The organism is Gilvimarinus polysaccharolyticus, from assembly GCF_001187555.1.
GTDB classification, from domain to species: domain Bacteria; phylum Pseudomonadota; class Gammaproteobacteria; order Pseudomonadales; family Cellvibrionaceae; genus Gilvimarinus; species Gilvimarinus polysaccharolyticus.
Genome location: NZ_LFIJ01000002.1, coordinates 377305 through 391953, shown reverse-complemented (window position 1 = coordinate 391953; position 14649 = coordinate 377305). Strand labels below are relative to the sequence as shown.

Annotated in this window: 19 protein-coding genes and 1 tRNA gene; 5 read left to right on the top strand and 15 right to left on the bottom strand. The window is 46.0% G+C overall.

Features of this window, described 5'->3' with window-relative positions; all coding sequences use genetic code 11:
• Window positions 1-3: 3 nt before the first annotated feature.
• Both xrtH and GILYN3_RS10275 read left to right on the top strand, forming a co-directional pair.
• Complete coding sequence (gene xrtH / locus GILYN3_RS10280) at window positions 4-513, top strand: exosortase H (protein ID WP_049722897.1); 510 nt, start codon at window positions 4-6, stop codon at window positions 511-513.
• Complete coding sequence (locus GILYN3_RS10275) at window positions 500-1105, top strand: exosortase H-associated membrane protein (protein ID WP_049722896.1); 606 nt, start codon at window positions 500-502, stop codon at window positions 1103-1105. The genes xrtH and GILYN3_RS10275 overlap by 14 nt, the downstream gene beginning before the upstream one ends.
• Here GILYN3_RS10275 and GILYN3_RS10270 read toward each other — a convergent pair.
• From GILYN3_RS10270 to GILYN3_RS10225, 10 genes are all read right to left on the bottom strand, one after another.
• Window positions 1102-2034, bottom strand: a complete 933-nt coding sequence (locus tag GILYN3_RS10270) for a DUF808 domain-containing protein (RefSeq protein WP_049722895.1) — start codon at window positions 2032-2034, stop codon at window positions 1102-1104. The two genes, GILYN3_RS10275 and GILYN3_RS10270, sit on opposite strands and share 4 nt — an antisense overlap.
• Window positions 2035-2335: 301 nt before the next feature.
• On the bottom strand, window positions 2336-2617 hold the full coding sequence (locus tag GILYN3_RS10265) for a high-potential iron-sulfur protein (RefSeq protein ID WP_049722894.1): 282 nt from the start codon (window positions 2615-2617) through the stop codon (window positions 2336-2338).
• Window positions 2618-2871: 254 nt separating this feature from the next.
• Window positions 2872-3657, bottom strand: coding sequence for a ZIP family metal transporter (locus GILYN3_RS10260; protein WP_049722893.1), 786 nt, complete (start codon window positions 3655-3657; stop codon window positions 2872-2874).
• A gap of 58 nt (window positions 3658-3715) precedes the next feature.
• On the bottom strand, window positions 3716-4495 hold the full coding sequence (locus GILYN3_RS10255) for a hypothetical protein (protein ID WP_049722892.1): 780 nt from the start codon (window positions 4493-4495) through the stop codon (window positions 3716-3718).
• A complete protein-coding gene (locus GILYN3_RS10250) occupies window positions 4488-5051 on the bottom strand; it encodes a DUF2878 domain-containing protein (RefSeq protein ID WP_049722891.1) in 564 nt (187 codons plus the stop codon). Before GILYN3_RS10250 ends, GILYN3_RS10255 begins: the two co-directional genes overlap by 8 nt.
• Before the next feature lie 3 nt (window positions 5052-5054).
• Window positions 5055-6332: an SAM-dependent methyltransferase gene (locus GILYN3_RS10245; RefSeq protein WP_049722890.1), complete on the bottom strand. Its 1278-nt coding sequence runs from the start codon at window positions 6330-6332 to the stop codon at window positions 5055-5057.
• 11 nt (window positions 6333-6343) lie between these two features.
• Window positions 6344-7180 carry a DUF1365 domain-containing protein gene (locus GILYN3_RS10240; protein WP_232305564.1) on the bottom strand — a complete coding sequence of 279 codons (837 nt, stop codon included), beginning with the start codon at window positions 7178-7180 and terminating at the stop codon, window positions 6344-6346.
• Window positions 7181-7192: 12 nt separating this feature from the next.
• Window positions 7193-8470 carry an NAD(P)/FAD-dependent oxidoreductase gene (locus tag GILYN3_RS10235; RefSeq protein WP_049722889.1) on the bottom strand — a complete coding sequence of 426 codons (1278 nt, stop codon included), beginning with the start codon at window positions 8468-8470 and terminating at the stop codon, window positions 7193-7195.
• Complete coding sequence (locus GILYN3_RS10230) at window positions 8467-9273, bottom strand: SDR family NAD(P)-dependent oxidoreductase (protein ID WP_049722888.1); 807 nt, start codon at window positions 9271-9273, stop codon at window positions 8467-8469. Before GILYN3_RS10230 ends, GILYN3_RS10235 begins: the two co-directional genes overlap by 4 nt.
• A gap of 13 nt (window positions 9274-9286) precedes the next feature.
• Window positions 9287-9739 (bottom strand): nuclear transport factor 2 family protein, encoded by a 453-nt coding sequence (locus tag GILYN3_RS10225; protein WP_049722887.1) that lies wholly within the window; start codon window positions 9737-9739, stop codon window positions 9287-9289.
• A gap of 185 nt (window positions 9740-9924) precedes the next feature.
• Here GILYN3_RS10225 and GILYN3_RS10220 point away from each other — a divergent pair, with 185 nt between their 5' ends.
• Window positions 9925-10506 carry a sigma-70 family RNA polymerase sigma factor gene (locus GILYN3_RS10220; RefSeq protein WP_049722886.1) on the top strand — a complete coding sequence of 194 codons (582 nt, stop codon included), beginning with the start codon at window positions 9925-9927 and terminating at the stop codon, window positions 10504-10506.
• A gap of 1 nt (window position 10507) precedes the next feature.
• Entirely contained in the window at window positions 10508-11218 is a 711-nt protein-coding gene (locus GILYN3_RS10215; protein ID WP_049722885.1) for a ChrR family anti-sigma-E factor, read from the top strand.
• Between the two features lie 38 nt (window positions 11219-11256).
• On the opposite strand, the gene GILYN3_RS17075 is transcribed toward GILYN3_RS10215, so the two are convergent.
• From GILYN3_RS17075 to GILYN3_RS10190, 5 genes are all read right to left on the bottom strand, one after another.
• On the bottom strand, window positions 11257-11889 hold the full coding sequence (locus tag GILYN3_RS17075) for a DUF1294 domain-containing protein (protein ID WP_049722884.1): 633 nt from the start codon (window positions 11887-11889) through the stop codon (window positions 11257-11259).
• Between the two features lie 26 nt (window positions 11890-11915).
• Window positions 11916-12134 (bottom strand): DUF6500 family protein, encoded by a 219-nt coding sequence (locus tag GILYN3_RS10205; RefSeq protein ID WP_049722883.1) that lies wholly within the window; start codon window positions 12132-12134, stop codon window positions 11916-11918.
• Window positions 12135-12380: 246 nt separating this feature from the next.
• Complete coding sequence (locus GILYN3_RS10200) at window positions 12381-12626, bottom strand: TIGR02647 family protein (RefSeq protein ID WP_049722882.1); 246 nt, start codon at window positions 12624-12626, stop codon at window positions 12381-12383.
• A gap of 218 nt (window positions 12627-12844) precedes the next feature.
• Entirely contained in the window at window positions 12845-13639 is a 795-nt protein-coding gene (locus GILYN3_RS10195; protein ID WP_232305563.1) for a haloacid dehalogenase type II, read from the bottom strand.
• An 86-nt stretch (window positions 13640-13725) separates the two neighbouring features.
• Window positions 13726-13802: transfer RNA gene (locus tag GILYN3_RS10190), tRNA-Arg, on the bottom strand.
• Between the two features lie 436 nt (window positions 13803-14238).
• Between GILYN3_RS10190 and GILYN3_RS10185 the strand changes: the two genes are divergently transcribed.
• Entirely contained in the window at window positions 14239-14640 is a 402-nt protein-coding gene (locus tag GILYN3_RS10185) for a c-type cytochrome (protein WP_232305617.1), read from the top strand.
• The last annotated feature ends 9 nt before the right edge of the window (window positions 14641-14649 follow it).

Here is a 14649-nt window from a genome sequence, read left to right as displayed (position 1 = left end):
GATATGTTGCGTTTTTTTGTCGTGTTTTTTACTGTGATGGTAGGTTTGTTTGTATTGGAGTTGTTGCCCATTGGACAGCGTTACTTTATTGAACCTTTAACCATATTTCTGACCAACAGCTCGGCTTTTTTTATTGAACTGTTTGGTCGTGAGCTGTTAGTTAATGGCATTTTAATCGTTGATAGCGCAACTGGCTTTGCCGTGCAAATCGCAGCTGGCTGCAATGGCGTCGAGGCGGTGATACTACTGGTGGCTGCCATTGTGGCGTTTCCCGCACCTTGGCGCTATAAGCTGACAGGTATTGGCTTAGGTATAGTATCCATTCAGTTGTTAAATTTAGTACGCATTGTCTCGCTGTTTTATTTAGGTATTTGGCACAAACCAGCCTTTGATTGGGCGCACCTATATATTTGGCAGGCGTTAATTATGCTAGATACATTGTTGGTTTGGATGGTGTGGATTCGTTTTATCCCGGCGCTGCCTGTACGAGATACTCAAAATGCCTCAGTCTAATTTTTCTCCAGCTCGATATTTTTTTCACGTTGTGCTTTGGCTGCCGATATTTTTTGTGCTTTGGTATTACCTAGCGGGCATGCTGAGTATTGTCCCCGCGCATTTAAGTGAATGGATTATAAATTTAATTAGTCCGGGTGCAGTGGTGCAACTCGATTGGGTAAACCGCGAGTTAGAATATGTTACTCGTTACACGGTTCCCGCCGCTGATGGTGTGCGTACAGGTCATGCAGTCGTAAGTATTAATCCATTACTATACTCGTGGAATATTCCCGTTTTGTTAGCGCTGTGTTATGCCGTTAGCGATAAATTGTTCTCTAATAAACGAGTCATCATAGGGGTTATTGCATTGCTTCCGATGCATGCTTGGGGGTTGGTGGCAGAGTTTTTTGTTAATGTACTGTTTCGAATGGGAGACTCCGTAGCAGAGCAGATTGAGGCAGCTCAATGGCAGCAAGAAATGGCGGCACTTCTTTATCAGTTTGGTTACTTAATGTTACCTGTGATTGGTGCCGTTAGTGTGTGGTTTTTAGTTAACCAGGCATGGGTTCAAGAGCTGATTAACAGCAGTGGCCAGCGAGCCCGCGATTAATGTGCGGGCTTTAGCTTTTTAATTAAAGTTATAATGGCAACCAGTAAAGCGCCGGCAGTTAGGCCGATAATACCATTAATAAGAGTGGGGGTGAGAGCACCAAGTATTGTGCCAACGGTTGGTAGGCTGGTGGCCCAATCGGCGCTTTGATTGCTCAGGTGATGTAACGCTGAAACCCCATGAACTAAAATACCGCCACCGACCAAAAACATGGCTATAGTACCTGCGACAGATAAAAATTTCATCAGTTTAGGGGCCGCAGCCAGCAGTAATCCACCCAGCGATTGTTGCCATTTGGCCGTGCCGTTTTGTTTTAGCCACAAGCCGGCATCATCTATTTTTACGATTCCTGCGACTAAACCGTAAACTCCCATAGTCATAGTTGAGGCAATAATGCACAGCACGATAAGTTGTTGGGTAAAGTTTGCTTGGGCGACAGCTCCTAGGGTTATGGTGATGATCTCGGCTGATAAAATAAAATCGGTACGAATGGCGCCTTTAATTTTGTTTTTTTCAAACTCAACCATATTGGTTTTGTTTTGCGCGATCGCTTGCAGTCGCGCTTTATGCTCTGAATCTTGTTGGTCTTTAGGGTGCAGCCATTTGTGCGCAATTTTCTCAAACCCTTCAAAGCACAAAAATGCGCCGCCTAACATAAGCAGCGGTATAATCAGCCATGGAATAAATGCACTAATCAGCAGTGCTGCAGGCACTAAAATGACTTTGTTTAATATCGAGCCTTTAAATACCGCCCACACTACAGGCAGCTCGCGATCAGCTTTCACTCCGGTAACTTGCTCGGCATTAAGCGCTAGATCATCACCGAGTACACCGGCCGTTTTTTTTGCGGCAACTTTGGTCATCACCGAGACGTCGTCTAGCAGGGTGGCGATGTCGTCAAGGAGTGTTAGTAGGCTTGATCCTGCCATATATTATGTCTCTGTGGTTGTGTAAAACAGTTGATCTTGGCGCGAATATTGGCGGTAAATAGAGGGTGAGTCAAATTTTAAAGGGGTAAAGGTGGCTTTGTGACTGTGGACATAAGCCGTTAATAGGTATCGTTAGGTATTGAGCTGGTTGTTGTAAAGTTAGAAAGTTGTTTGATGCTGAATGCTATGGAGTGTTATAGGAGACAGATGATTCCCTGTCTTATTGTAATTTGCGAACCCAAGTGATTTATAAGTTCGAGAAAAGTTGGGAATCATCAATGTGGATTAAAGTGCTGCGGTATTAGCCCCGCGCAGCCCAAACTGCACACCAGCCCGCGCCTTTAACACGTTTGCCAGGGAAGATATTACAGCCTACCCAATCAGCAGCTAGATCACCATTTGCGTGTGCGCAATTGTTACAGTGCTGGCCTTCGGTGGTGCTGGTTTCGGTATACTTCAGGGCACTGGCTTGTGTGTCATCGGTAGAGAGTTTTGGTAAATCGTTGTCGGCGAGTGCGATGGCGGGTATCAAACTAGCACCAGCTAATACAGTACTGGTACGTAAAAAGTCTCTGCGTTTCATGATTTAATCCTTGAGGTATATGGCTAAGGCCTCGATCAAAGTAAGATTGATATTCGGCCCTTAATTGAACCGCTCACGGCTTGTTAACGCAACAGCATAAATGTAGTTTTATCCGCCATATTTGCGCGAAATAATCCTACTTGGATTTCGATTCTCATTTAGCCTGTAACAAAAAGGGGAAGCACCAGAATAAAAGGTTTTTGTTGGTTGTGAATAGGCTTTGATATCAAATTTGGTGCGCTGAAGGTTTTGTCTTAGCCAAGTACTGTATCGAGGTACATCATGATTGAAAAACCACCGAGCAAGGAAAATGTAGCGTAACCCTCATGATTGCGACGATGAGTCTCGGGGATGATTTCGTCACTGATAATAAATAACATAGCACCAGCGGCGCCACCGAGAATCCAGGGCATTAAGGGGGTGGCAACAGCGATGAGCGTGGCACCAAACAGCCCGCCGATTGGTTCTAGTAAGCCGGTTAATGTCGCCACGCCAAACGAGTATAACCGGCTGTAGCCAACGGCCATTAGCGACACCGCTACTGCGAGCCCCTCGGGAATATTCTGTAGGCCAATACCGATAGCCAGTGGTAAGCCGTTATCTATATCGCCATTGGCAAAGCCAACTCCCACGGCCATGCCCTCGGGGAAGTTATGTAGGGTAATCGCTAAAATAAATAGCCAGATTCGTTGTAGTTTTTTGGCATTGATATTGGATTCGGGTTTTTGAAAATGTTGGTGCGGTGTGTAGTGGTGAATGAGAGCCAGTAGTGTAGCGCCTAACAGCATGCCTGCTAGCACAATAAGAACCGCATTGCTTTGGCTGTGGCCTTGAGTTTGCGCTTGATCAATACCTGGCAATAACAGTGAGAAAATAGCGGCGGCTAACATAATCCCCGCCGCCGCACTAAGCAAAATATCTTCACTGCGCGATGACAATTGGCGAATAAAAACAATACCGGCAGCACCTACTGCGGTCATCATGCCGGCCGCTAAGCTCCCAAGAAAGCCCAGGGTGATGACGTCCCAAGAAGAAATCATTGCTGCGTTCCGTTAAAATAGTTGGATATTGTGTTGCTCACTGACGTTAAATGCAATGTTAATCATGATATTTTTCGCTGGCTGGTTGATAGTGTATGTCGACCTGCGGGGTGTCTTCTTCATCTGGAAAGCTTAGGTTAGACACACCTAAGTAACGGGTTAAACGACGGCCCTCCCTCTGGTAAGTCAGCTCGATAGGGTCAACCAATATTCGCAGTAACCAGTTGTTGATTTCCAGTGAAAGACACAGGTGAGTGTCGGGTTTAACATCGCTACAAGTGTGCGACGTTAGTCGAAGCTCCACCAGTTTTTCACGTCGAGGTAATAAAAAATAAAATTCTTCTGAGTTTCCTCTGCTAAGACTCTCCCAGTTATTTTGTACAAATGGATCGAAGCCTGCATCCACCACTAAAGGTTGTTTGATGTCCAGTTTAGACTCTTGCAGTACATCATTTTTTGCATAAGCAATGGATATGATTTTTTCTGCAATATTTACTCTTAAAGTTTCGTTATTAAGTGAATCGGTTAATTCGAAGCTAGGAGCGGTTGCTTGATCATTATAAGATATTTTTTTATAAGCTAAAGGAGCTCCATTCGGTTGTGTATATGTCACGTTATGTTCTAACTGATCGCTGGCGTTAATGGTGTATTGATGTCGCTCTCGGTAGAGTAGTTCATTGCTACCTTGGCGAAATGCTTCGCCGATTATGTCTGGAGATTTTTTTTCTGTATTTTCTTGCTCGGTAATGGGTGCAGCGGTGCTATGAAATACAGCAGCCCCCAGTAATACTATTGCAATATTAAAAACTCGTGAGCCGGTGGAATACAAGCTATACATAAGTTGTTCCGTCGTTGGGTCGGCAATAGTTTTTACACAATCTCAATGCCACTGGGAGTACAATCGCCCAACCGAAGGCAACAGCAAGCAATGGTGGCCAGTGCGGCTGCGATAGTTGAGCATCGCTTAATTGAACGCCAGCGTAGTAGCTGATAGGCGCAAAAAATCCTGTCAGTAGCGCGGCAAGCCAAGGGTGGGGCGCCAGCCAATACAAGGAGTGATTAACCGTCGTGGCAAAGAGTACCCAAAGGCAGATAAGCCATAGGGGAATTATCGCAAAGTGTCCTGCGATTAATAGTGTGTCTTGGATGGGTGAAAATTGTATAAGAGCGGTACTCATTAGCAATCCATCCCATACAATGCCGACAAGGGCAAAGCCTGCAATCAGCCACCACTCTCGCGACGAGTGCTGAATAAACGTTGTGTGAATTAATAAAGCGATTGCAGTAAACAATAATGCCCAGCGTGAGCCGCCTAATAGGCAGACAAACCAACCCACTTGAAATAGTGCCAAGTTGATAATAAGCCGAGCAATATGCATTTTTGGATTAATCATTTTTTAGGTTGCTCTGGAGTAAGATTTTCGCCATTGGGGTTTGCTCAATAAAAATTGTCCAGTGCCAATGACTCGCTCTTTAAAACCGCCTTCACAGTAGCTTAAGTAGTACTCCCACATGCGGATAAAGGTGTCGCTAAAACCCAGTGCTTTAACCTCGTTACGTTTGTTTTGAAAGCGACGGCTCCAATGTTCCAAGGTAAGTGCGTAATCTTCTCCAATCTCTTCCATAGCCACTATTTGCATATCGGTATGGCGACTAAGTTGTGTGGTTATTTCGCGATCGCTGGGTAGGCAGCCACCGGGAAAAATATACTTTTGAATAAAATCTACAGAATGTCGAGCGTATGCATAACGCTGATCTGGAATCGTGATCGCCTGTAACAGCATTAAGCCATCTGGTTTTAATAGTTTTGAGCAGGTTGTAAAGTATTCAGGGTAATATTTATGTCCTACGGCTTCGATCATTTCGATAGAGACGAGTTTGTCATAATGACCGGTAAGGTTTCGATAATCTTGACATAAAACTGTTATCTGTTCAGTTAGCCCTGCGTCTTTTACGGCCTCACATGCGTGACGGTACTGCTCTTTGGATATTGTAGTCGTAGTAACTTTACAGCCGTAATGGCGTGCAGCGTGCAGTGCCATGGCCCCCCAGCCTGTGCCTATTTCTAGTAGGTGATCGTGAGGAGTAAGATTTAGTTTCTGGCAAATATTATCGATTTTTTCTAATGCAGCATCTTCTAATGATGTCTCTTTAGTCGCGAATCTTGCGGCGGAATACATCATGCTGCTGTCTAAAAAAAGCGAGAAAAACTGATTGCTTAAATCGTAGTGAGCGGCAATGTTAGCGCGCGCGTTATCTTCGGTGTTGCGTCGTGACCAGTGATAAAACTTCTCTAATAGGCGCCCTAGGCCAAAGCGTGAACTGTCAACCTCGTTGAGTAGCTTGAGGTTGGCACACATGAGTCGAATGAGAGCCGTTAAATTGGGCGAGCTCCATGATCCTGCCATATAGCCTTCAGCTGCACCGATAGATCCAGCCAGCATAAAGCCTCGGTAAGCACTGGCTTTGTGTACATAGATGTGCGCGTGGTGTTCGGGGTTGGCATTGCTATCGCTATCACCAAAGCAGGTGATCTCTCCACCGTCCTCTATAATTAAGCGTCCGATAGTAATTTTTTTTAGCTGATTTAAAACAGTTTTTTTGGCAATCTGATCCAGCATGCTGGGTTTTACCTGTCGAGCAATTCTCGGACGGTTAAGCGACTCCATCGTCATGGTGGGTTACCTTAAGGTTTGGTTTTATTATCGACTGTTGCGTTAGCAGCTTGAGTCGGTTGATTGTGAAATGGTGAGCCTTTTAGCCAAAGTTTTAATGCTTGCCAGTAAATCGCGCCGACAACTTTTATGGTCATCCACGGATAACGCCAAATGACTCTGTTGAGTTCATGTGTGCTAATTGGTTCACGCTTAAGCGACAAGGTTGCATCCATCACGTCTTGTTTTTCTATCGAGCATCGCAAATCAATCAATAAACGCTCGCCAGGCACATTGCTGCGCCAATGGTATTGCATGTCCATGGGGTTAAATGGTGATACATGCATACCTTTATTAAAGGTAAATTTATTAACCCTGTCTCTTTGTTTTAGTTTACGTGGCCGCTCACTGTTCGGATCACAGCTAAGAACATAGCTGATACGCTCGTCCCAAGGTGTACTGGTAACCTGCGCGACAATAAACTGCAACTGTTGTTGCTCATTAAAGCAATAGTAGGTGGTTATTGGGTTGATAATGTAACCAAAGTAGCGCAAGTTGGTGAGTACTCGAATAGGTCCTGTATGGTGTTGTTGGGTTTTTTCTAAAATCTCATTGCGTATCGCGGTATCTAAACTCAGCGATGGATCACCAAAGAAATCTTTACGCCTAAATTGCGCTGGGGCCCAGCGACTTTTTGACCAAAATCTCGATTGGGCGAGAACGGCATCAATTTCGTTGATGTCGAGATACATCATAAAAACCCGATATAAAAACGAGTTCTTGCGTGGGCTAAAACGACGGTGCCTAACCCAGCCGTGATATATTCCACTGTGTTCAATGGTAGACTTTTCTAGTGACAAATCACTCACGGGGTGTGGCTCTTAGAGTTTTCCGAAGTTTTTAAGATTTTCTTTAATAGCATCACTTACACGTTTTGCGCTAACAACCCCGTCTTCGTGAAATCCGTTGCCCCAGTACGCACCACAAAACCATGTACGGTTTACACCATTGATAACGCTCCAGCGGTTCTGTGCATTTATCGCCTGGCGAGTAAAGACCGGATGAGAGTAATTAAAGCGTTGTAAAATAGTACTTGGGTCAATTGCTTGAGTATCGTTGAGCGTTACGCAAAAAGTTGTGTCGCTGACAATCCCCTGCAGAATATTCATGTTGTAAGTCAGTACGGGGCGTTGTTGCTCGCGCTGGCGTAAACGATAGTTCCAGCTTGACCAGGCTAAATTTCGCTTGGGTAATAGCTGGGTGTCGGTATGTAAAATCACCTCGTTTGATTGATAGTCTATAGCCCCTAATATCGCACTTTCATCGGGTGAAATGTCGGCTAATAAAGTGCTTGCTTGGTCGCTATGGCAAGCAAAAATAACTTGGTCGTATTCATCGTTCTGACCACAGGCTCGCTTAATAACAACGCTATTTTCCTGACGGATTATTTGCGTAATTTTAACATCGGTCTCAATTTTGGCACCGCTATCTTTAATGGCTTGGGTAAGGGCGGGTAGGTAATTGCTTGAGCCGCCAGTAATAACTCGCCACTGAGGTCGGTTACTGACACTTAACAGGCCGTGATTTTTAAAAAATCGAACAAAAAATAATAATGGGAAGTCGAGCATTGTTTTGGTCGAGGCCGACCAGATGGCGCATCCCATGGGAATTAAATAATGGTTAATAAAACTTTGGCTGTAACCGCGCTCTTGTAAATAGTGACCAAGGGTTATATCGGCATCAATACAGTCGGCCTCAAGATCGGCTACTGCTTGTTTATTAAACCGTAAAATATCGCGCACCATCATTAGAAAAGATGGGCGTAGTAAATTGCGTCTTTGGGCAAACAAGGTGTTGAGGTTGTTGCCGCCGTATTCTATGCCGGTTGTGTCACAGCTGACGCTAAAGCTCATTTCGGTGGTGTGTGTGGCAACCCCCAAAGTGTCCATCAAAGCGATAAAGTTAGGGTAGGTCCACTCGTTGTAAACAATAAACCCGGTATCGATGGAGTACTGCTTGCCATCCACCGCAACATCTACCGTAGCGGTATGGCCCCCCACGCGGTTGTCGCATTCGAGGATATGCAGGTTATGTTCGTCCTTTAAATAATAAGCGGCGCTTAAACCCGAGATGCCGGCCCCGATAATGGCGATTTTCATGGTGTTTTCTCTGGAGTATTTTGTTTTATCATGGCGCGGCGCCATAGACTGGGTAAGCGTCGTGCTAACCACAAACTGGCGCTTAACCGACGTGGAAAACTTAAGCTGATGGCACGTTTGTTAATGGCGCGTGCCATGCGCGTGGCAGCGTCATCGGCGTTCATTAAGAACGGCATTGAGAAATCGTTTTGAGCTGTCAGGGGGGTAGCGACAAAGCCTGGGTAAATAGCGGTTACATCGATCTCATGGGCTAAGTCGAGACGTAAGCTGCTAAGAAAATAACTCAGTGCGGCTTTGGATGCACCATAGGCTTCGGCGCGAGTGAAGGGGGCGTTGACCACTTGCGAGACGACCCCGACAATATGTCCGCGTCGCAGGTTGCTGCGTAACAGCGGTAATGCCGCCTCTATGGTGGCGACGGCGCCATTAAAATTTACCGCGAATACCCGTTCAATGGCGCTCCAGTCGGGGTGAGGAAAGTCCAGATATTCGCAGCTGCCGGCATTGGCGATCAGTCGATCGATACGCCCCAGTTTGATGTTGATAAGTTCGCTGGCGGCTAGCAGACTGCCGCGGTCGGTAACATCCAAAACAACGGTGAGAATACGCCCTGGCCCGGAGTTATCACTGGCAAGTTGGGCCAGCCCTTGTGGGCTACGGGCACTGGCGATCACCCAGTGCCCCTGCTGGGCTAGCTGTAGCGCTAAAGCTTTGCCTAAGCCGCTGCTGGCGCCGGTAATCCAGCTAATCTGGGTACTATCGGCTACGCTTTGGGTGTTGCTGAGTTGGGCTAGAGCTGTCATATATCCTCCTTGATTAGCGGGTTAGACGCGCTTTTAACCAGCGGGTGATACTGCCTAACAGTGGTACTTGCTCATACAGCATAGCTCCCATATCGTAGATGTCTTCATGAAAATCAATTTTGTCACTGAAGTGAATATGGGATACCCCGCGAACGCTAATCAAGCGGTTGCCCAGTTTGTTGTGGCGAAAGCGCATAACCCACTTTATATAGGCATTGTTGTCATCGAGTAGCTCATCTAAGTATTCAAACCGGCACTCTGTTAAACCCTCTGATTGTGCCGATAAGTAATCTTGTAGGGCAACCAGTCCTTCTATATCGTGCACGGGATCTTTGAATTTAACACCTGTTGCATAGACCTGATCGAGCTTTGCGATGCTGGTTTCGTCGAGCTTTTGGTACAGTTGCTTAAAGTCATTCAGTAAGCGGTAGGCAGCAGTGCCGGGTGTTATATTGGCGTGGGACATAGTCGGCTCGAATAATGAATGCGTGATATTAACCATACGTTATTAATTGACCGTTGGATCAGGTGATCCAACGGTCAATTTGCTGCGTAAAATAAATCATTACACACAAGCACCAAAAACCAGTAAAAAACAATGCGCCGCCATTAAGAGCTGGGGCACAACTTAAAAGGCAGGTAGCCATCTATATGGTGCAGGCACAAGTAAAAGCAGAGCAGCAAAAGCAGCTTAAGCAATGGCTTAAAGCCGTAGGGCAAAGCCAAGATAGGGCCGCCTTTGCCAAGCTATTTGAGCATTATGTGCCACTGTTGAGAGCTTACAGTTTGGCACAAGAGCCGGGTGCCACCTTAGTGGCCGACGATTTGGCACAAGAGGTCATGATTAAGATTTGGAACAAAGCTGCCAGCTACAACCCTAGCCTAGCCAACACCAATACTTGGGTGTTTACCTTGGCGCGTAATACCCGCATCGATGCGTTGCGCCGTAACGGTCGCTACAACACGACTATCGATGCCGATGATCTATTCGAGCACATAGAGGATGAAGGCCCAGGACCGTTTCAGGCGGCACAGACATTAATGACGCAAGAGGCTATTAACGCTGGGCTGGCACAGCTGCCAAAAGAGCAAGCTGATGTCTTACATAAGGTTTATTTACAGGGGCGCAGTCACCAGCAAGCGAGCGAAGAGCTGCGCTTACCGTTAGGGACAATCAAATCGCGAATCCGCTTAGCGTTAAAGAAAATGTACCTGCTGATGGGAGGCCAATAGCATGACGATTACACAACACCCCAGTAGTGACTGGCTATCAGCCTACGCCGCGGGCACACTGCCCTTGGGGCAATCACTGTGTGTAGCGACACACTTAGAGTTTTGTCATCAGTGTCGACAAAACTACAGCCGTCTTAATCAGTTGGGTGGCGAGTTAATGCAAACCCTCACGCCTGTGCCTAGCGCTAAGTTGTCGCTTGATGAGTTGATGGCGCGCATCGAGGCGCAGCCAGCTGCACCGAAACAAGATATCGAAGCTGAAGGGGTGACGTTATCTGGAGCAGCCGCGACAAGCCCAACCAAACATCCGACAGCGGGTGTGCCTCGTAGTTTGCGTAAATTGATTCCCGCTGGGTATCAAAAACTTAAATGGTCACGCATCTCTCCCAGTATCCGTGCTGCCGAGCTCTGTCGAGATAATAGCGGGCTTAAGGTTGAGCTGCTGCGTATTAAACCCGGTGGCGCAACACCCACGCACACTCATTTAGGTGACGAGTTAACATTGATTTTACAGGGCAGCTTTTCAGATGAAGAGGGGGTTTATCATGCGGGTGATTTTATGAGTTGTGACCAAAGTGATACCCATACCCCAGTGGCAAGCGTTGATCGTGAATGTATTTGTTTGACTGTGACCCAGGCACCCATTCAATTAACGGGCTTTTTTGGTCGTTGGCTCAATCCGCTGCTAAGACGGGGTTATACGTCGCATTAAGTTTACAAGAACGCCGGCAATAGCCGGCGTTCTTGGTTTTATAGTTGCACAAGCTGGGCTAAAAATAAGTTGATATCATTTAATAGCCAGTTGCCGAAGGGGGTGAGTAAATAGGTTAGGGCGCCGATGTTCAAAATAACGGTCAACCAAAACACCGTGCGAAATTCTTGTTTTTTTGATTTATGGCGCAAGTGTTGTTGGGCAAATAAAGCGCCAGGCCAGCCTCCTGCAACGGCAACTAAATGCAGTGTTACCTCTGGCATTCTACGTTGATTTTTACGCGCGGCCGATTTATCCCATGCATATATTATGTAAGAAAATAGACTGGCGCTTAAGTATAGCCATAAAAGCATATAAGGTATTATCTTCAGCACTGCTAACGAGGCAACAATAAATAAATACAAAGCACTGGTAAAAAAGGCGTTAACAGCCGGGCTTGTATGTTTGTTCCCTGGACTTGAGGTTAGTGGCCTTACCCGGCTTGCACGGTTACGCCCTTGCTTATCCCGCTCGGGGATAAAGGTGACTTTTAAACCTAAGGTTGGTCTGGTGTTATTTTTAAACGCCGAGACATGAAAAAACACCTCGCTTGCACCTGATTCGGGAGTAATAAAACCAAAGCCTTTATCGTCGATCCATTTACTGATGGTTCCAGTATTAGTGTGTTTCATAATGATATCTTTTACATGATTTCTTTTTAAACGCCAGATTCAATCATTTCTTTTATTTTGTAAGCTTTCTCAAAGTGATCAAGTCGATGGGTTTTAATCCACCAGGTGGCGGCTTCGAATAAGAGCTCAGGATTGTCGTTTTTATTGGCAAAAAAAGCGTAAAAAGACAATCCCACGGTATCGCCTTTGGCGGCTATTTTTTGCTCGCAAACGGTAATAATTTTTTGTCTTAACGTTGCTCTCATTGGGCTTCTTCGTTGTTGTAGAATATTTTAGCGTTTAGTATTTTTTGATCAGACTGATAGTGATGCTAAAACTTCATCAGTAGGCCGACTGTGACTGTTGGCGCATCTATTAAGTAGCTGGCGCTGAGTGTTAACAAAAAAGCAGTAGTATAAAAATACTTGCTGCCCGGGCAAGAATTTAGTTAGCCCGCATTTGGCTTGTGCGGGTTAACTGGTGCTTTAATCTGCTAAATTAAGCAGTTTTAATTATGCAGTTACAGGCGAGGTTAAAATCTGTAACGCTTGCTGTACATGCACCGCGGCCTCGTATCCTAACGTGGTTAAATAACCGCCATCTGGTTGAGTAATCAATTGTTTTTCATGCAATCGCTGAGTCGCTGCCACCACGGCGGGCGCTGCATCAGAATGCACCTTAATACCAATTTGAGTGCCGGACACATCAAAAGACCGTAAAACAGTAATTTCATCAACAAGCTCTGAGCTAATAGACATAAGGTGTTATCCGAGTGGTTATGGTTGGGGTGTATAAGTCGATAGAATGATAAAACAGACTATAGCAAAATAATCTGGACTTGGCTGTTATCGGAAACAATGATCGATTGAAGCCCGTGAGGGGTAACCAATTAAAGCCAAGGATAACGTCGCAGCTTCCTTGCTCTGACGGTTGCGCGCAGTGAATAAAGGTATATCTGCTTAGAGACAATTTTGAGTTATTTTTTGCTCATTAATTGCGCTAATTCAGTAATATCCTTGACGATATAATCGGGTTTTTCGGCCAGAGGGTATAAAGCTTTACCGGGTCTTGCCACAAACGCGGTTTGTAATCCGGCGGCTTTTGCGCCGGCAACATCCCAGCCGTGGGCGGCGACCATTAAGGCTTCTTCGGGCTGAATGTTCAATTGTTGTAATACCCACGCGTAAGCTCTTAAATCTGGCTTGTAAATTTTTATATCTTCGATGCTATATCGGGTATCAAAATAATCAGTCAATCCGGCATTCTCAAATTGAGTTTTAACACCGTTATTGGAAGAGTTGGTTAGGCTGACGATTTTAAAGCCTTGTTTTTGAAGAGTAGTTAATCCGGCCTTGACGTCTGGATGTGGAGGTAAGCTTAATAACGGAGTTACAATAGCGCTTTTAGCATCGTCGGCACTTAATTCAATAGCATTATTCTGAGCTACCATTAATAGCGATGCGACGCCGATCTTACCAAAATCTTGATAGTCGCCGGTTACTGTTGTCACCAGTGAGTTGTGCAGCATGGTAGAAAACCACAAAGGCAATAAATCCTCTCTATTGCCTAATGCCGTACCAATTGATGAGCGCATCGATTCAAGGTCAAGTAGCGTCTCATTAACATCAAAAATAATAACTTTAGGTTTTACTGGCGTTATTGCGATCTGATTTTTTCCGGATGATGAATTCTCTTGAGCCATAGTCGTGCCTCCGAAAAAAGTGCAGAGAATAAGTGAAATTATAGATAGGCAGCGTTTACTCGTAATCACGTCGGATGTCCTTGCTGGGTGTAGGGGAGAGTGTAGATGTTAATTTAATTGGGGTATAGAATTGGTGCGATTTCGGAGAAGGAAAGTGGCGCACCCGGCAGGATTCGAACCTGCGACCAACGGCTTCGGAAGCCGCTACTCTATCCAGCTGAGCTACGGATGCGTAGTACTGAAGTTTTAACTGGTTCAGTGCCAGTGTTTAGATAGTAGCGCTAAACGCGCTACCCGCTACTCCCCTCGCTACCCGCTACTCCCCTCGCTATCGCTCGGGCCCTGTCTTCCAGCACAGCTGAAAGCCGTTCGGCGGCGCACAAAGCAGCGCTTTGTAAAACGCTTGCCTCACCCAGCTGAGCTACGGATGCGTAGTACTGAAGTTTTACTGGTTCAGTGCCAGTGTTTAGATAGTAGCGCTTAGCTCTACATCAGTGAGAGCGCATTCTACTAGTCAAAATGTTAATCGTCTATGGCTGCAGAGCTAGGTTATTCACCTTGAGGGGTATTTCTGGCTATAATGACGCGCCAGAGACCCGAGCAGCATCCAGTGTTGCCGTTATATAGAGGAAGCATCCGTGAGCCAAGCGAAAAAAATGATCGGCCTGATGGTCGTACTGGGAATGGGGCTGTTTGCCTCTGGGTTGGCTATGAGCCAATCGAATGACGTTACAAAAGAGATTGCCGAGCGTATTGCGCCGGTGGGTGAGACTTGTATGGCAGGCGATGACTGTGCTGCGGCACCTGTAGCAGCCGTCAGTGAAGGTCCACGCTCGGGCCAGCAAGTATACGATACAGCTTGTCATACTTGTCATACTGCGGGTATTGCCGGTGCACCTAAGCTGGGCGATGCTGCAAGTTGGGCCGATCGCATAGCGAAGGGCATGGATACCTTGCACGAGCATGCATTGAAAGGCTTCAACGGCATGCCGGCGATGGGTTTGTGTGCCACTTGCTCGGATGATGAAGTGATGGCTGCGGTTGATTATATGGTTGAAAATAGCCAGTAATTAGCTTGC